Origin of the sequence: Arthrobacter sp. NPDC093125 (assembly GCF_044754225.1) — a bacterium.
GTDB lineage: Bacteria > Actinomycetota > Actinomycetes > Actinomycetales > Micrococcaceae > Arthrobacter.
The window spans coordinates 16,625-33,348 of sequence record NZ_JBIVOQ010000015.1 but is presented as its reverse complement, the minus strand read 5'-3'; the positions used below and the strand labels follow the sequence as shown (position 1 = coordinate 33,348).

Annotated in this window: 17 protein-coding genes and 1 pseudogene; 9 read left to right on the top strand and 9 right to left on the bottom strand. The window is 59.4% G+C overall.

Translation table 11 applies throughout. The annotated features are described in order from the left end of the window. Positions 1 to 211 precede the first annotated feature (211 nt). The 4 genes from ACIP9X_RS19090 to ACIP9X_RS19075 form a co-directional block, all read right to left on the bottom strand. Positions 212 to 1,708, bottom strand: a complete 1,497-nt coding sequence (locus tag ACIP9X_RS19090; protein ID WP_400481334.1) for an SCO6880 family protein — start codon at positions 1,706 to 1,708, stop codon at positions 212 to 214. Next, complete coding sequence (locus ACIP9X_RS19085; RefSeq protein WP_400481333.1) at positions 1,701 to 3,074, bottom strand: type IV secretion system protein; 1,374 nt, start codon at positions 3,072 to 3,074, stop codon at positions 1,701 to 1,703. The genes ACIP9X_RS19090 and ACIP9X_RS19085 overlap by 8 nt, the downstream gene beginning before the upstream one ends. 3 nt (positions 3,075 to 3,077) lie before the next feature. Next, entirely contained in the window at positions 3,078 to 3,365 is a 288-nt protein-coding gene (locus tag ACIP9X_RS19080) for a hypothetical protein (protein WP_056084497.1), read from the bottom strand. A gap of 636 nt (positions 3,366 to 4,001) precedes the next feature. Next, a complete protein-coding gene (locus ACIP9X_RS19075; protein ID WP_400481332.1) occupies positions 4,002 to 4,160 on the bottom strand; it encodes a hypothetical protein in 159 nt (52 codons plus the stop codon). A gap of 406 nt (positions 4,161 to 4,566) precedes the next feature. Between ACIP9X_RS19075 and ACIP9X_RS19070 the strand changes: the two genes are divergently transcribed. Next, positions 4,567 to 5,478, top strand: coding sequence for a hypothetical protein (locus tag ACIP9X_RS19070; RefSeq protein WP_400481331.1), 912 nt, complete (start codon positions 4,567 to 4,569; stop codon positions 5,476 to 5,478). 217 nt (positions 5,479 to 5,695) lie between these two features. On the opposite strand, the gene ACIP9X_RS19065 is transcribed toward ACIP9X_RS19070, so the two are convergent. Then, positions 5,696 to 5,950 carry a helix-turn-helix domain-containing protein gene (locus ACIP9X_RS19065; protein ID WP_400481330.1) on the bottom strand — a complete coding sequence of 85 codons (255 nt, stop codon included), beginning with the start codon at positions 5,948 to 5,950 and terminating at the stop codon, positions 5,696 to 5,698. 134 nt (positions 5,951 to 6,084) lie between these two features. Here ACIP9X_RS19065 and ACIP9X_RS19060 point away from each other — a divergent pair, with 134 nt between their 5' ends. From ACIP9X_RS19060 to ACIP9X_RS19050, 3 genes are all read left to right on the top strand, one after another. Next, positions 6,085 to 6,966: a hypothetical protein gene (locus tag ACIP9X_RS19060; protein WP_400481329.1), complete on the top strand. Its 882-nt coding sequence runs from the start codon at positions 6,085 to 6,087 to the stop codon at positions 6,964 to 6,966. A 153-nt stretch (positions 6,967 to 7,119) separates the two neighbouring features. Next, the gene (locus tag ACIP9X_RS19055; protein ID WP_400481328.1) at positions 7,120 to 7,446 is read left to right on the top strand and encodes an Lsr2 family protein; all 327 of its coding nucleotides are present in this window, start codon (positions 7,120 to 7,122) and stop codon (positions 7,444 to 7,446) included. A 1,477-nt stretch (positions 7,447 to 8,923) separates the two neighbouring features. Further along, positions 8,924 to 9,148 carry a hypothetical protein gene (locus ACIP9X_RS19050; RefSeq protein ID WP_400481327.1) on the top strand — a complete coding sequence of 75 codons (225 nt, stop codon included), beginning with the start codon at positions 8,924 to 8,926 and terminating at the stop codon, positions 9,146 to 9,148. Between the two features lie 779 nt (positions 9,149 to 9,927). Here the strand turns inward: ACIP9X_RS19050 and ACIP9X_RS19045 are convergent. After that, entirely contained in the window at positions 9,928 to 10,629 is a 702-nt protein-coding gene (locus ACIP9X_RS19045) for a DUF6308 family protein (RefSeq protein WP_400481326.1), read from the bottom strand. Between the two features lie 52 nt (positions 10,630 to 10,681). Continuing rightward, positions 10,682 to 11,497: a DUF6994 family protein gene (locus ACIP9X_RS19040; RefSeq protein WP_400481325.1), complete on the bottom strand. Its 816-nt coding sequence runs from the start codon at positions 11,495 to 11,497 to the stop codon at positions 10,682 to 10,684. Between the two features lie 256 nt (positions 11,498 to 11,753). Between ACIP9X_RS19040 and ACIP9X_RS19035 the strand changes: the two genes are divergently transcribed. Together ACIP9X_RS19035 and ACIP9X_RS19030 are read left to right on the top strand one after the other, a co-directional pair. After that, a complete protein-coding gene (locus ACIP9X_RS19035) occupies positions 11,754 to 12,053 on the top strand; it encodes a DUF4193 domain-containing protein (RefSeq protein ID WP_400481324.1) in 300 nt (99 codons plus the stop codon). Further along, on the top strand, positions 12,025 to 12,441 hold the full coding sequence (locus ACIP9X_RS19030) for a hypothetical protein (protein ID WP_400481323.1): 417 nt from the start codon (positions 12,025 to 12,027) through the stop codon (positions 12,439 to 12,441). Before ACIP9X_RS19035 ends, ACIP9X_RS19030 begins: the two co-directional genes overlap by 29 nt. Before the next feature lie 207 nt (positions 12,442 to 12,648). Here ACIP9X_RS19030 and ACIP9X_RS19025 read toward each other — a convergent pair whose 3' ends face one another. Further along, a complete protein-coding gene (locus tag ACIP9X_RS19025; RefSeq protein ID WP_400481322.1) occupies positions 12,649 to 12,969 on the bottom strand; it encodes a hypothetical protein in 321 nt (106 codons plus the stop codon). A 483-nt stretch (positions 12,970 to 13,452) separates the two neighbouring features. On the opposite strand from ACIP9X_RS19025, the gene ACIP9X_RS19020 reads away from it, so the two are divergent. Continuing rightward, a complete protein-coding gene (locus ACIP9X_RS19020) occupies positions 13,453 to 13,818 on the top strand; it encodes a hypothetical protein (protein ID WP_400481321.1) in 366 nt (121 codons plus the stop codon). A gap of 129 nt (positions 13,819 to 13,947) precedes the next feature. Here the strand turns inward: ACIP9X_RS19020 and ACIP9X_RS19015 are convergent, their stop codons facing one another. Further along, a complete protein-coding gene (locus tag ACIP9X_RS19015) occupies positions 13,948 to 14,622 on the bottom strand; it encodes a hypothetical protein (protein WP_400481320.1) in 675 nt (224 codons plus the stop codon). Positions 14,623 to 14,818: 196 nt separating this feature from the next. Between ACIP9X_RS19015 and ACIP9X_RS19010 the strand changes: the two are divergent. Both ACIP9X_RS19010 and ACIP9X_RS19005 read left to right on the top strand, forming a co-directional pair. Next, positions 14,819 to 15,013 (top strand): annotated as a pseudogene (locus tag ACIP9X_RS19010) (DUF262 domain-containing protein); the annotation flags it as partial. Beyond that, complete coding sequence (locus tag ACIP9X_RS19005; RefSeq protein WP_400481319.1) at positions 15,010 to 16,671, top strand: DUF262 domain-containing protein; 1,662 nt, start codon at positions 15,010 to 15,012, stop codon at positions 16,669 to 16,671. The pseudogene ACIP9X_RS19010 and the gene ACIP9X_RS19005, both read left to right, overlap by 4 nt. Positions 16,672 to 16,724 lie beyond the last annotated feature (53 nt).

The following is a 16,724-nucleotide window of genomic DNA, read 5'->3' as shown; positions in this document are numbered from 1 at the left end:
GCCCGGTGGGGCGCGGGCCGCAAGCGATGCGGACCCCGCAGGGAGTTTGGCTCGTTGCTCCCCCAGTCTCCGGCGAGGGGCAAGCCCTGGGGGTCGCGCCGCTTGTCCCCTATCGATGCACTCGGCCACCCTTCAGCGGGCAGCGCCGGCCGCCGTCGTGCCTTCCGATTCTTTCCCGATGGTAGGTACTCGAAGCTTCTCACTGCCTGCTTCAACGCAGTCCCCTTCCAAGCGGCAGGCCACCGGCAACAAACGCGGCCCATTGCTGTCCGTAGAGAAGCCGGAGCTCAACGAATGCTCCGGCGGCAGCGGACTCAAGTTCCTGGCGATGCCGTGCCAGGTCCTCCAACGAGGTCGCCGTAACGGTGATATAGGCCGCTGGGCGGACGTCACCATGGCCGGCAACGATCTCTTCCTCCCTCTGGATCACCTCTTCTTCCTCGGCCTTTTGCTCACGGGTAAGTGGCCTATCGAAGCGGGCGTTGATGCGGCGGCGCGTTTCATGCGCTTCTTGCGCGGAGCGGATGTCACGGAGGGCTTCAGCGGTAGGCACTGCCCGTATGACTTCCGTGAACGTGTGGCGAAATTCGCCCACATAGATCAGCGGATGCAGGAAGCCCGGGAAGACTTTCTGGCGGGGCCATTCAGCGATCCAGAAGGTCTGGTGGAACCCGGTGTCGGTCCGCAGGTAGGTCCAGTGTTCTTCCACGGCCATCGGGCCATGTCGGTGGCGGGAATCCATCTCCTTACTTGTCGGCTCGTCCGACGGCGGGGCTGCCGCCACCGGCGCCTTAGCAGCCGGCAAGGCAGCGGGATCGAATGCAGCACCGATGATGCTTAGCAGTCCGGGTTCGCCAATCCACTCGTCTACCTTCACGCTGTGCGTACCTAGCGACGTTTTCATCGCCTCGACTTCCAGTCGCAGTACGCGTTCCAGGCCTACCAGTCCCCCGCCCGACCCCTTGATCCGCCGGCGAGCCTTGCCAGTGTCCACGACAACCGCCACGAGGAGTTCATGGCTCATGGTTGATCCGGCTGCACCGAGCAAGTCCTCATACGCGCGTTGTCCCCACGCAGCCTTCTCGCTGGCTTGTACCGGCATGGCGTTGTTTTTGAAAAACTCCCAGAGCGCCGACGAAGGATAGGGCACGGTGTAATCCTGGACGGCAATCCTGGCCACGCCTGGCCGGTGTGCCATGCCGGCTTGCACACGTGACCAGGCCTGGACTGCCCAGGCTTTGTCATCTGCATCCAGCAGTGCAAAGGATCGCGTGCTGCAGCGCAGGACTGCGATTGCCTCCTTGCCGTGGCGGTCGACCATGAAGCATTCACCGTTGGCGGTTGTTCGGATCTCCAAGTTGCCGAGACCGCCCGGGAGCGCGAGTCGGCCAGCAAGTTGCGGAGCTGCGGGCTTTGCAAGGAACCGCGTTTGTCCTGCCGCTGCCCGATAGAAGAAAAGGGCGAGCTGTTTCGCCCATACCGGATAAGGGATGCGGGAATACTGGAGGAGCCCGAGCAGCATTAGCCCGAGCCATAGGGGTCCGGAGGAGAACAGTCCGACTGGCCCACTACTCGCAGAAGCCACGATGGCAACTGCGCCTCCCCCCGCGACGATCAGTAGCTGGTACCACTTGAGGCCGAGGAAGAACCCGCGGCGCTCGTATCTCGGGAATTTGACGGCTTCAAGGGCACGGGCATCTTCAGACATGTGGGTTTCCTCCGTTCGGAGGGTTGATTCTTGGTGGTTGGGGTTTCGGAAGCCGCACCGGAGAAGGTGCCGGTGGGCTTGCGTTGGGATGCGCTCGCGGTTCGGCATCTCCGAGTGGGGGCTGCCCCGTTGGTGCTGGAGCGGTTCCGGCTTGTTCGCGAGGATTCATGCCTACAAAGCCCTGCGGCGACCCTGATGCGTGCACGGCTTTCGGAGCCCCTGTCGCTGGCCCGATTCTCAGGGCCAACTGGCCCCCGTCACCATGGGGCGACGGCACGCCGGACCGGACAGCGGGTGCCAACACTTGTGTCGGGAAGAGGTTACGGCTTGAGCTGACTGGCCGGGTCATGGCCGAACGATTCACCAAGCCCGCAAGAGTTAGGCGACCACCTGTCTGCCGACTGATCTGGCGAGCCGCCACGCTGCTGCTCCGCGACAGAACGTGGCCGCCACCGGCCGTTTGGGCCGCTGCCGCGAGTTCCCCGCCCGCGAAGCTAACCAAGCGAAGAGCCATGAGAGGTGCACCGCAGGCAAGCGCCATGCCCACGGTTCCTGCGGCCAAGCCCGCAAAAGACTTGGACTCGGCAAAAAGCTTGACCGCTACGGCCAAAACTGTTGCGGCCAACGGTTTGGCCAACACCAGGGCAATGACCACCTCGCACCAGCGGCGTGCCCAGGACTTTGACTTGTCCCAGGGCAGCAGCATCAGCGCAACCGGCGCAACGGCCGCCAAGACGACGAGTGCAAAGGAGCGGAAGATCATCGAGCACATCAGGATGAAGGCAAGGATCCACACGACAATAACTGCCATCACAGTGACGACGACGGCTCCGGCTGGGCCTCCTGTCGTTCCAGGTGCCAGCGAGACCAAGTTCCATTCCCGACCACTTCCTTCTGGTGCCCGTTCAAATCCGAAAAGCCTCATGAACACGAGGTATGGATCAGAACCGATGGATTCGAGCAAGGCGGCTGAGGCTAAGTCGCTCGCCCGCGTCAGTTGCCGGACCAGATAGACAGCAGCCCCGACTAGTGGAATGGCGGCAGCGCCGCCGAGCATCGCGCGGCCGATCCGTCTCGGCTGCTGGCTCAGCAGGCCCGATAAGACCTGGAGGATCATCACGACGACGAGCGGTGTCATCATGACGACGACCCACCAGCTCGTCAGCCCCTTGATGGAGAGCCACTGGGAGTCGTCGACGTTCGAGACAGAGAAGGCGCCGGTAATGAAGGCCCAGAGCCAGGACGCCATGTTCTGGAGGATGTTGGCGAAGAGAGACGTGACTGCGCCCAGGGCGTTGTCGTTCGCTTGTGAGACCAAACCGCAGCCGGGCGGCCACCATCCATTGAGGTCGCACTCAACAGGCATGAGCTAGAACCCAAGCGGGAAGGCAGTCTGCGACCAAAGGATGTAGCCGTTGATGCCGCCGAGAATGGCTGCCACCGGGCCGGTCCAAAGGAGGATCACGCCCCCGCCTGAGGCAAGGCGTGACGACTGGCTAAGTTTGCCAGCCAGCAGCATTGCGGCACCGATGATGGCCACGATGGCAATAATGATGAAAGCGCCAACGAGGATCCCACCGCCGATCTGTTTAAGCGATTCTAGGAAAGGAAAGCTCGCGTTCGGGGTGATCCCCGGGTCCACCGCTGCGAAAAACATGGGTGCTCCGTCCGTTCTGTTCCATGGAGTGAGCAGATGAGCTCACGGGTTCATGGAGGTGGCGCAGCGAAGCGACATGACTTCCTTGGCGGTCCCCTCTCATAAGCGGCGAGAGCACCATACGGCGCGATGACTCCAGCCAAAGTTCAGGCGGGGTGTGAGTAATGAGTCAACGAAGCCGGCCGGATTGAGCGGCCCGTCGAAAGTCATCTTATTTCCCGGACCAAGGCGATTAGTTGACCTAAGCCCAGCTAAACGCACAGGTCTGTCTATGGATAAACTGATAGCCCTTTTCTGACCGTTGGCTCTTTGAAATCACTGCCTCCTTCCGTAGATGGACCAGCTGTGAAGTATTTAGAGGCCACAATGGGTTCAAATCCCACCGTCACCGCCACGTAGAAAGGCCCTGGTTCCCTTTGTTTGTGAGGGAAGCAGGGCCTTTTGCTTTGCCAGGACTGGGCGATCTGACAAGGATCTGACAAGACTTCTGGGAACGGCCGGAACAGGAACGCTGCCGGCGTCAGCCGTCGCGCCGCGCGTCGCGGACCTGTTGCTCGCACCTTGTTCATCGCGGCCGGGCCGGAGATGAGATCGGCGACAGGCCTGTGCGGGCGCTCAGTAAACGTCGAGTCGTCCTCACTCATGCACATGTTCCACGAGGTACCCGGCCATCTCATCATGGGCGAGAGTCGGGTGCTCCTTCATCATCGCGTCCACGATAGCTACCGGATCATCGGCCAGGTACTGGTAGCAGATCACCAGACGGAGTGCCGCCTGCAGCTGCCCGGCCTCCATGCATATCCGTACAGCGCCCGGTAGCTTCTGGCACAGATCCGGGTCGACCACCATGATCGACCAAAGGCTCTGCCCGACGCCGCCGCGCTACCAGTCCGAGCCGCCGTCGTCCATCGTCTCCACGGCGTTCACGAGCGTCGCCAGCTCACCTGAGGAAATCCGGGGGCGTCTCGTTGCGGCTGCGGACCAAGGAGTACACCCTCGCGAAGCGAGACGACAGAATTCGAAAGGTGCGCGACGCAAACCGGTAGTAAGTAGCTGATAGGCAACGAGAGAAGACCGGCCAGAACCCGTAGGCCCTTCTTGAGAGCTCAACCTCTGAGGGAGTGGTCCATGATGTTCATGGACCACTCTTGCCTTTGTGTGGTCTGTTCCGACTCGCGCAGTAGAAGATGGCGGTAGATGCATGCTGGGATTCCTGACCAACCTACGAGACGTCAAGAGTGCCCTTTCATCAGGGATGCTCCTGCTATTTGGTCTGTGGCTTTGGCTCGGTCATCAGATTTTTAACGTGCAGCAAGACGACTCGCTTGTAGGCAACGTCGCCAAATTGGTTGCCTATCTTGGGCCAGTACCGACTATCGCGGCCATCACCTTTATCGCGTACGTTCTCGGTGTCGTATCGGGACTCGATGCACTGGTACTCCGAATCATCAATAGGGTGCCCCTCGCGACCCCAAATTTCTCGGATTCAGAGGGTAGGCGTCTTCGCCAGCACGTAGAGGATCTCGCAGTTCGAGCATCGCTGGTTCGGCCACCTCGTGAGCTGCGGGATGAGATCGCCCCGGATGGTGCGGCAACCGCTATGAAGCCTTCAATCTTGGACGAGTTATGGCCCGACGAGAACGCCAAGGAGAAGGCCCGTGCCAGGGAAATTAAGGCGCTTGTAAACGACGTGCTGCGACAGATGTATACGGAGATCGATAGCTTGGCTCATCAGCTCGGCAAAACGGATGAGAAAGCTTACGACCGGTTCCATAAGGCTCGCGGTGAAGCAGAGTTTCGAGCTGGGCTCGTCCTTCCGATCCTTTTCATCACGGGTGTGTGTGCCACCCGTGTGTACTTTGAGGTCTCCCCATCTTGGTGGTTTGCGGTGATCGCTGTAGTAGGGGTGGTAGTTGCCGCGATTCTGATGGAGCGCGCGAACACGAGTGCCTCAGATTCCCGTGAGGCGGTTTACCTTGCCATTACTCGTGGGACTGTTGATGTAGCCGACCTTGAGTACCTGACCGCTCAGATAGAGAAGGGCCAGACTCCAGCTGAGGCACCGGTGAGTCCTGTAGGTGCCGACGCATCGAACGGACCGAATCAGGTCTGACCTTCAGCGGTGACAGCTCGAGTTATTCATCCAGAAACCACGGAACCACTCAACTGGCGCGCGTTCCGCGACCAATGGTTTTTGGTCCCGAGTGCTAATTATTGCGTGCGAGTCTGCACTGCCAGGTCAAGAGGAACTGCCGACGAGTCACCAGCCCTGGCCAGGAGAACCACGGCTCGTCACCCTGGTCATTCGGGTTTGGTAGGTGGCGGACTAGCTACTCTTGATCCTCAGATTCAGCCCCGTCTTCGAGATCACCGGCCGCGACGCGATCAGCGGTGCGCTGGTAGGCCTGGACGATGTAGTCTTCAACGTCCTGGCGACCAATGCGCCACATGCCCCTTCCACCGACCTGAAAAGCACGCAACTCCCCCGTCCTGATGAGACCTTGCACGAGGCTTTGCTTCACGTTCAACTCGTCGGCGACCTGGGCCAAGGTCAGAAAACGGGGCTGGTTTGCTTCATCAGACACCGGGCCATCATATGTGTTGCCTCGCTGCGGGCACTCCCAGCCAGAGGGAGATGGAAAAGGACATGGATATGGATGCCATACCCTAACTGTCCGCATCAGAAAACAGTGTCTGACGCGTCTCATAGTATTTGACCATGACTTTTACCTACACCTCGGCCGAATTGACCGCTATTGCCGCCAGCATTCCAACCCAGGCCGGCGAGGCAGGTCTGTTGTTTCTTCCGGGGGCGAAGTTCGAAGGTGAAAATTACGTCGCGCTGGACGGAAAACAACTTTCGGCCACTGAAGTGGTGCATGCTGCAGCCCAGGTAGGAGCGTCATTTGTCAGTGTCAGTGCAGTGCCTTTTGATCTGAATGGGCTTGTGGCCGAGCTGGTCAGTGATGACGAGGACCTGCCTGACGCAGTGAAGCAAGTTGTTGCCCGCGCCCAACCGCACGATGGTTCCACGGAGGGTGTCTCGATAACATGGGTTGCCGAGGGCCTTGCCTATGTTTGGCACGCGCAAACGGAATGGACTGGCTCTTTCCTGAGCGAGTTGTACGCGGCGCAGTCGGAGTCTGAGGCCGGTGAAGACGCCGAGCATCAGGAAAGCCTGGAGATGGAACGTCGGTATATTGCCGACGCGGCGGCAGCCCTGGTTGATTCTCCGGAGTACCGTGCCGAGTCCCGAAACAAGCGTGGCATTCTCGCTCCGCGCATTCTCGCCGATGCAGGCCTCGGCGACGTACATCCCGCCCTTTTGAGCGCATACGTTTTTCCCCTAGCCAACCGAAAGATCGCCGAAAAAGTGTATGAGTACGAGCAGGACTTTGGCGGCCGGAAGAAGGAACTGGCGCTTGAACTGATCTCATACCCCGAATGGTTGAAGGAGACCACGAAGGTCCGACGCAAGACTGCTGCGATCAAATTCCTGACCCGTAAAGCCGATGGTTACCGTCTAAGCACTGACCTGGCGGAGGAGATCAGTAATATTGCCGCCTTGATTCCACGCAATATGGTGCGGCTGCAGAGTTGAACAGCTGAAATTCGCGACCAGCATCGAACGCCCGGGCCTCGCAAAGGCAAGTGCCTCGTGATTGCAGGGCCATTCTTGAGCCGGCAGATTCCGCTTCCGGAGCACCCTGCAGACAGGCCGATCACCCGCTCGATAAACTGATAGCATTAATTCATGGCCCAGAAAACAGTAGTAATTCTTTCCGATGACCTTGACGGCTCGGAAGCCAATGAAACCATCACCTTCGGCCTTGACGGGTCGGAATACGAAATTGACCTGAATGAGGCTCACGCCAGGGAGCTGCGTTCAGCCTTGGAACGCTTTGCCAATGCCGGACGCAGGACATCCGGTGGCCGTGGACGTCCGGCGGGACGCAAAGCCGGCGGTTCCGGGGTGGATACCAAAGCCGTTCGGATGTGGGCTTTGGATAACGGACTCAAGGTGAACACTCGCGGTCGTATCCAGCAGGAGATTCTCGAAAATTACCAGGCAGCACACTAAGCAATAGTCAGTACCAGCCGAATATGGGGGCCATCGGCTGGCACTGTCTATTTCCAACGTAAAACGTAAACTGCCCGGCAGGAGTGAGCCAAACCAGGAAAATGGCAGGAATTACATGGTGTTCCTGTAGTTGAATCTATTCGTGCTCACAGAATCGGATTTCACGCTAGTAGTCCATGTTGTCTATGTGCTTGACGGTACTCGTGGTACTGCAGGAAGCTGTCGAAGCCCTTTTCCGCTTTCGCCACGGCAAACAGGGACCGGAACTCGTCGTCGTAGCGGACGGCCATCGGGCCGCCTTATACGGGATGACTTAGTCCGGGACTCTCGGTTAAGCCCAGCGCGTCACGCGAGCGCCCGTCTTTTCCATACGTTGATAAGAGCAGTTATCAGGGACCCGACGGCAAATGGCACTCCACCGTCTTGCTCAGAGCCAGATAGTGGGAAGGCCAGTCCCCGCAAGCGGCCCGAGGGCCCACCCGGTGCGCTGGTCTGCAGATCAAGCCACTAGCACCCGAGAGGGGACAGGCACGGATGATCAGAAACGTGAACGCGTCAGTGCGTGGCAGTGACCACACTTAGAATTGATCCCATGGAGCGCAAAGGTCAAGAGGCGCAGGCTCTACTTCCGAGGCCGCTGCCAAAGCCATCGCGTTACGGCCGATCCCGCCGGAGGCCATTCGCTCAGGGGCCACTGTCGCGGCCGCCATCGCGATCCGTCGAGACCAAGAGCGTCTGGCCGCTCTCGAGGGCGACCCACACCGGCGCAGATGCGAGCTGCGATTGGACCAGAAGTCGTCCACAGGCAGTTTTTGCCGCGCGGCTGCAGAAGGTACCGGTCCCCGCGGAGCCAATCGAACGTCGCCTGACTGCGGCCGGTCTCGCCCAAAATCTCGGCGCGTAGGTCGAGCACGTAGTACTGATTGATGCAGCGCGTGGTCGGTTATCCCGTGATTTTGCAAGGTTTAGCCGCAGATACATGCAAATCCTTGGAGGCAGAAGTCAGGTGTCGTCGGCGACGGCAAGTTCTCGTCGATCGTCTCCGGAACTGAGGCAGGCCAGCCCACATCCCCGTTGTCCGGTGCAGTGTCGGCCTCGAGAAGCCGCGTGATGCGCAGCGCGAGCGCTTTATGCCGGTCGCTGAAGAATTGGTCGAACTCCTCCGGAGACTTAGGCAGCCATGGGATCACATTGCGCTCAAGGTACGCCGTGCTGGTCAGGAGTGGGATATGAAGATGCAGCCCAAGTGGGCTGGAACTGCAGCCGACTTCGAGATGATCGTGAGGTTGACGTAGAATCGGACCATCATGATCAGCCCGTTGCCGTCAGGCGCGGGCTGATTTTCCTTGCCGCTGCAGGCTCCCCGTTCTCGGCAGGGCTGCTCTCAGTTCTTCGACTGGTTCGGGACGAGGTGGTGCGGCCCGACGAATTCGACGTGCACCTGATATGGCAGAGGTCTTCGGAGAAGGAACGGGTTGTGAGCACCACACACGAAGAAGTGAAAGCCGACCACGGCGCGCAAAAGAAACGTCCGCTCTTCCGCGTTGAGCCGCAAAGCCACCGTGACGACGGGTCGCCCATCGCAGGTGAAGGTCAGGCGTATGTGACCCGGTCGCAAGCTGTTCCACACTCAATGGTGCTCGATCATGGATGGTCACTGGCGCGCCGTCAATGGAGGCATCTACGTGACAACGATGGCTGATGTGGGCCTGCGGGGACGTTGCCCGCAACGACCAGGACCCTGAAGCGAAGAAGCGCTCCAAATTGGAGCGGGCGGAGAAGCGGGCAGAGAGGCTGCGACTCAAAGAAGAAGCGAAAGTCGAGCACCGGGCAAAGGAACGGCCGCTCGTCCGCGTTGAGCCGCAAAGCCACCGTGACGACGGGTCACCTGTGGCAGGTGACGGACAGGTGTACGTCACTCGAACCGGGAAACTGTTCCACACTCAGTGGTGCTCGATCATGGATGGTCAGTGTCGGGCGGGCCAAAGAGGCATCTACGTGACAACGATGGCTGATGTGGGCCGGAGGGGACGCTGCACGCAATGCGACAGGGACCCTGAAGCCATGAATCGCTCCGAATTCGAGCAGGCAGAGTGGCGGCGACTCAACCAGGAATTGGACCAACTGGGCAGGACCATAGCGCGAACCCTCGTGGTGAAGGGACCGGAGGGGGTCAACACATTGGGCCCACACTTTAACCCCAACTGCGAAGAGGACAGGTCGTGGCACAAGCTGGCAAAGTCGGTCGGCTACGACGTGGCTCGGGCTCTCACTTGAGTGGGACCGAGAGCTTCTCGCCTACTTAACATCGAAGCTCAATGAAATTGTGTCGGCCCAGGACCCTAACGATCCGATCCGTTTAGCGCAACAAATGATGAAAGGCGATGGAGCTCTATAGCCGGCACACTTCGGCTGGATACTGAAGCTGGCGCGGGCGGTTGCGAGGTTCGACCAGGGTTGTCGTGGCTTCGCTGACCGGCTTCAGCCGGTGATTCCGGATGCGCTCGACCGCCCGCCGGTGATGCCCTTGTCCTTACCGTAGCGCCACAGGATGGCGTCCATGATGCGCAGTTCGGAAATTGGTGTCGGTACCGTGGAGAGCTGGTGAATGCGCGTCAACCGGCCAGCAAGGTCTGGGTCCTCCATGAAGAGGTTGTGCCAGTTCAGCCACTGGTCCTTGGCGGTGTCTTTGCCCACGACGGCCCCGATGACTTTGTCCCAGATGGGGATGAGATGCGGTCGCTTCCTTGCAAGGATCTTGCTGGCGATGGTGGCCCCGACATCCCAGCGCGTTTTTGGTGTGCGTCTGAGCTCCTGCCAGAGCAACCATGCCGGACTGCCCTTCCCCAATCTCCCTTGAGCTTCTTCGGTTGTGAGGCGGCTCATCTTCACATCGGTGGGTATTTCAGCCAGGAGCTTCTCTATGCGCGTAGCCAATGGCTGTTCCTGCAGCCCGATGATGGCCTGGGCCGGAACTTTGACGCTGAGCATGGTCACGGCGACAGCGTCGCTATCGGTGATCCTGTCCCTCACATCAGGGCCGTCGCCGCGGTTCGCCCATTCGTCAAAGTAGCTGCCGGTACTGAGCAGCCCCGTCTTTGTGGAGGGTTCGAGGTAGTAGCGCTTGAGAAGCTTGGCTGCGACCTCCACGTTTTCTTCTCGTAAGATGGCTGGTAGTTCCATGAAGTCCCCCTATGGTTTCATTGCGCCGACTATGACCCTGCGACGTGCGTAGTCAGTCTGAATGGCGAACCTCGATCTCGAGGTGGTTTTCCTTGACCCACTTTGCCATTCGCTCGCTCCGTTTTTCGATGAACGCCAGCACATTCTCCCTGTATTCGATGTACTCAAGGGTTGTGGCCGGTGTTCCGGAACGCTTGAAGTTGTTTGGCTTCAGGAAGTACTCGATTCCCTGGTAGTCGGAGCCGGCAACGATGAGGTCCTGGAAGTGGAAGAAGTCCACGAAGCCCTTGAAGGTGCCGAACAGTTCGAAGAAGTCCTTGTAGGCGGTGGTGACATCGGCAAGGGGGCTTCCGGGTTCGTTTGCATAGTGCCGCCGGATGGACTCAAGGGTGAGGTCTATGCGGTCAGCGATGAGCAGCCGCCTCCCTCGGGCCGTGTTCATGGTCGGGAGATCCTTCGACCGGAGCGGCCAGATCATTGCGCTGCCGATCGTGTAAGGCGGGTTGAGGTACCTGATCTTCTGTGCCGGGGTCAGCCCTTCGATAGCGTTAACCAGGGCCCTTGATCTGGGCCTCTTTGCCTTTATCCAGGCGGTGTAAGAGGTGGTGATGGCGTCGCTGCCGTAGCAATGCCTCTCTGTATTGGCGTCCGTGAAGATGAGATACTCCTTCGTCCTGCTTGTCACCTTCGGGGCGAAAACATCTTCGGACGGCAGCTCTTTGCTCCACAGCAGCTCGTTGTCCCACCGGAGCAACTGACTGTCACTGTCCGGGTCGGGCTTGGTCTGAGCGGGAGTGTCGGTTTTGTAGTCGAACGAAGTATCAAAGACGCGTGGCTGATGCTGCTGCGGATATTTCGGATACCTCAACGTTCCCCCAAGACCAGACTTATAAGACACTCAAATCCGGTGGTTGGTTCCGCAACTTTCGCGGCCATCGGCTCTGCCCAGACTAGGTGTCACTTCCTGATATTGAAACCCCAGGTGCCCGACTGACGCTGGCCAATGGCATGTTCCCTGAGGTTCTGATTGTGTGCCCATGCAGCCGCTCTTTTAGGGAATTCTTCCCATGTCCTGTACGTTGCAGGATCGGCAATACCCCCTAACAGAGAAGAGATGCACTTTCGTGGCAACCGATTACGATGAACTGCGCACTGACGTCAAGGAATCCCAGGAAAACTCCCTGGAGGCCCTGAAGTCCGCCAAAGCCCCGGATGCGAAATCCGTGGTTCAGGAGCTCGACGAGGCTGACGCCCTGGACGGCCTGACCCCCGGTGGCGAGTTCATTGCCGAAGAGCTCGTCGTCCAGGTCATCCCGCAGGCTGACGATGAGTTCACCTGCTATTCCTGCTTCCTGGTCCGCCACCGTTCGCAGAAGGCGAGCGAGAAGGACGGCCATGCCTACTGCGTTGAATGTGAAGGCTGAGCGGTTTTGGCCGGCTGTCCCGGAGTATATCTGGGACAGCATCCGCGAAGAATTCACCCTGCCGACAGCGGCGGACCTGGAGACGCATTTCCAATCCCGCGGCGACCCGGAGGCCATGCGCCGGCCAGTTCGGGTATTCATCGGCGAGGGAACCTTCTGCCCGGGCTTCCAGCTCAAAGATGGGCTCTTCCACGAACCTGTGTTGCGTCTCTTTGATCAGGCGATGAGCCTGAAGATTCCTCATAACGTGTTCGCCGCCTGGATGGTCAGCCCACTGCCGGCAGAATCCCGTTCCCGGCCAGTGGACATACTGGGCAGCATGACGCTGCTCCAGAGCTCCTTGGTCGCCTTTGGTGACAGGTACCGGCCGGCCGAAAAGCGTAGCTAAGAGCTTGCCTCTGCCGTATCCCAAACCAGATGGCTCCACGGAGGTCGTGGATAAACGGCTGCGACATGTCCCCGATCTAGCGGCCATCCTGACAGCGGCCCAGAATCTGACGGACCTCGCGAGAAGCTTCGAAACGGCGGTTGGCCCGAGCTTCCCGAACTGCCGGATCAGGGTCTCTGAGCGCAGTCCTTCCAGGGCGATAAGTTTTCACTGCCGCATACCGGGCAGCGACTCTGGGGTGCTTGCGGGCGAACCGCTTCCACAGGGTCTGCGCTTCGCCGCCTTGGAGGAGTACGACTTGAGCTTTGGCATCAGGTCGATCAACCGGGCCAAAGGGTTCAGCCCTTCCGTGATCTGCGGGCTCCTCAGACCGCTGGACTGATCGTGGCGGTACCACGGGTAGTCGTTCCAAGGGGTCAGGTCAGCAGGCATCAGGTCTACCGAGGCGAGCAGTTGGCATTGGAGCGCTGCGGAATCGTCGTCGTTCTCCACACACAGCATTCCGGAGCCCATGGTCTCGTGGGTCATCGGCCCGGGATCACGCGCAATGCTTAGGATCCTAGCCTCCGAGCCCCCATGAAGAGGCGCGACGTACGGCACCCACCCGCGGCCGGTCGAAGGCTCAGGCTCCCGGAGGGACTCGACCAACTGGTTCACTGCGGTGACGTGTGGAAGGTGCACACCGGCGAACTGCTCAGCTTTGAAGGCCGCGTCCCTCATCTGTTTGACCTTCCTTGGATACTAGCCGCCGTCCAGCCCCGTCCCGGGCCGTGGCATTGTCGTGTTTCCGCCCTCACGGGACAGATAGTCAGGCGCGCAGTCCCACGCACGCACAGCTGTACTTATTCGGCCAGGTTTTCCTAGCTTCGCTGACCGGAGTCAGCTGGTGATTTCGGATGTGCTCGACCGCCCGCCCGTGATCCCCTGATCCTTGTCGTAGCGCCACTGGTTGGCGTCCATGATGCGCCGTTCGGAAATGGCTGTCTGGACCTACCCGGGCTTGCTGCAGGCATGGAACCGTTCATTCGCGGAATCACCCTCGCCGCGGCCGGGAGCATCGACGACGCCCTGGCACACGCATTCAAGCAACGATCCGCAGCCAGGCGGAACCTTGATCAGTTCGGATTTGCCTCCAACAGCTACGTCGCAGTCCTGGCGCTGAGCCAACGGGGACTGAGCCACGAAGCCGACCACCTGATGAGCAGCATCTTCGCTCTCGGCCGAGCGGGCTTTCTGGTGAGCTTCCTCCACGACGCGATGCTGCGACTCGCTGGGCTCAGCGCACTGACCGAGCCAAAGCGGACCACCCCATCGTTGAGTGTCCAGGCCCGCACGAAGGCTCATCCAGAGACTCAGGCAGCCAGGGGATCTCGTTGAGTCAAGGCACGCCATTGCGCGTGGAATCTGACTGGCGGAAATCAACACCACGCGTATCGCAAGCCATATGCGCGAACTGGCAGTTCAAGGCTCCCAGCCCGCGGGTCCGTAATCTCTTTGCCTGCGCAGTTAGCTGGTCAAAGCCGCGGCAGAAGCGGGATCGAGGTGTACCCGTACCTGAAGATCATTGGCGACGGAGGCAGGGGCGTCGAAAGCCTGGGCAATCCCCTCGCGCATCTGTAAAACGACATCGGCCAGGGACATCCCTGCACTCATAGTTACGGGCAGCTTGCGCACAGTTCCGATCCATCTGTCGTTGTCAAAGGTCACGTCTATGTCGAAGCCAACAGCTTTCAGAACTGCCCAGTCAGAGGATGAAGCGAGATCACGCAGTTTAAGAGTGTGATCTGCGTGCCGCCATTCGTTTTCATCCAGCCATTTACGTAGCTCATTAACTGTCTGGAACTTTCTCGTGGAGTCTGCTTCCCAATCGAACAGGGCGTAGCCGGGTTCGTCCTCATACGAGATATTGAACAACGAGGACCCAACCGCTCCGTAGGACCAAATCAGCTCCATCTCAGGCGTTGACGTGATTTCGCAGTACCAGCCGGGACGGCCATACAGCAGATCAGCGAGATCCTTCCACCATTCCTCGGTGTCTTCGCCGTAGAGGCGTGCAGCAAGCCTCAGGTAGGTTGGTTCGCCAAAGTTCAATTCAACTTTGACTAACGATGATGGGTCGGACTGCGGTCCAGTCATAATGGCTCCATTCAGGTGCGGATTAGGTTCCGTCTCGGCGATCATCTCATTTCGATGAGTCTCGGGACTCGAATCAACGCGGGAGCGCGCCGGTGTCAATCAAGGCCGGCGACCCAAATGACGGCGATGCATGATTTGTCGCTTTCGTGCTTAATTGGCCGATAGCGTGTGACGGAGGACGTCGTAGTCGAAAGGTGCATGCAGTGGATACTCATCCTCGAAGCCGCGAGACCTTTTCGAAGGTCGTCGCCATTTTGAGGTTCCCGCATTTCAACGCCCCTATGTCTGGGACGAGGAGAGCCAATGGGCCCCCCTGTGGGACGACGTGGTCCGGGTCACCGAGAGTTATCTTCTTGACGGGGGTAAGCCCCCAATTCCGAACCACTTCCTGGGTGCGGTTATTACGAGTCGAAGCCTCCGTCTGCCGGCGATGTGACACGGCACGAGGTCATCGACGGCCAACAACGCATGACGACACTTCAGCTCTTGCTTGATGCCGCCCATGAAATCATTGCCAAGCGCGGACACCAGACAGAAGCGGATCAGCTCGAAGAGCTCATTCTGAACAGGGCGTTGACCTTCAAAGGCCGCATCGAGCGCTTCAAGCTCTGGCCATCCCAGGCGGACCGAAGCGCGTTTGCCCATGCCATGGATCCAGAGGAACCGCCTGTCGAGGAGCATCGAGTCATCGAGGCTCACGACTTTTTTCGGCGCGAAATAGAACGGTGGCTAACGGGAACGCCGGACGAGGAAGAGATCGCCCCACCCGCCACTGAAGAACTCCGTGCCAAGGAACTCTGCTCAACGCTTGAACATCGACTGGTCGTCGTCGCCATCGACTTGTCAGGACATGAAGACTCACAGCTGATCTTCGAAACGCTGAACGACCGGGGCACACCCCTGCTGAAAGCGGACCTCATCAAGAACTGGGTCTTCCGCAAGGGCGAACAGATTGGCGCTGATGTGGACAAATGGTCCAGGACGCACTGGGCCGACTTCGATACAGTATGGTGGCGGGCTGAAATCTCCCAAGGCCGTCAGATTCGGTCCCGCGTGGACATCTTTCTGCAGTACTGGCTCACGATGCGCTTACAGGAAGAAGTCAAAGCGGAGTTGGTGTTCAGAGTTTTCGCGGACTACGCAGGGTCGCGACTGTCCACTCCCGCCAAGGCGGAAGCCTTGCTGACGGAACTGCGGAAGGATGCCGATACTTACCGCGGCCTCAGCGAACTCGATGTAGGAACACCCGAAGGACGGTTCCGCTCCCGGGTTATCGAAACGATGGAGCTGGCGGCCACCACCCCTCTCTTCCTCTGGCTCCTCTCCGAGAACCACTCGGTTCCCCTCGACCAGGTGCGGATAGCACTGGACGCCATCGAAAGTTGGGTTATCCGCCGCACACTCCTGCGGAAGACCTCCAAGGATGTAAACCGCTTCATGGTCGCCACCTTGAAGTCGCTCGGGAGCGTTGATGCTCGCGAAGCCGGAAACGCCAAAAGGAAGTTTCTTTCGGAGCAGACCGCGGAGACCCGTTACTGGCCTTCCGATCAAGAGATGCTCACGACACTCCCTGATGTGAAGCTCTACGGGAATATCCGCCAGTGGCGGCTCCAGGTAGTCCTCCGTGCTGTAGAGCAACAACTTCGCAACCAAAGCACGAAATACGAAGCAGTCGAGCTTCCATGGGGATTGGAAATCGAGCACGTCATGCCGCAAGGTTGGCGAACCCACTGGGACCCGCCGCCAAGACTCACTCCCGAAGAGGCAGCTGTCCGTGACCGGGTCGTAAACACGATCGGTAATCTCACGCTCGTGACCAAGTCACTGAATGGTTCGCTATCCAACCGTCCGTGGACAGACAGAGACGCCACGGGACTTATCGACGGTGGTGAGTCAGGCAAGGGCAAGCGAACCCTGCTCGACGCTTTCAGCCTTCTGGTGCTCAACAAGGAAATCATCCAGGGACACATCGATCTCTGGACTGAAGCTGACATCAAGGAGCGTTCTGTTGCTCTGACCAAGGCAATCACTCAAGTTTGGTCCGGTCCCTCAATGGAGATCCAGGAAGCCGCCTTCGAAGCAGCAAGAGCTTAGTCTCCCGGTAGCTTGATCTCGTTGTTGGTCGGCCTGTCTAAGTCCTCGCCGCA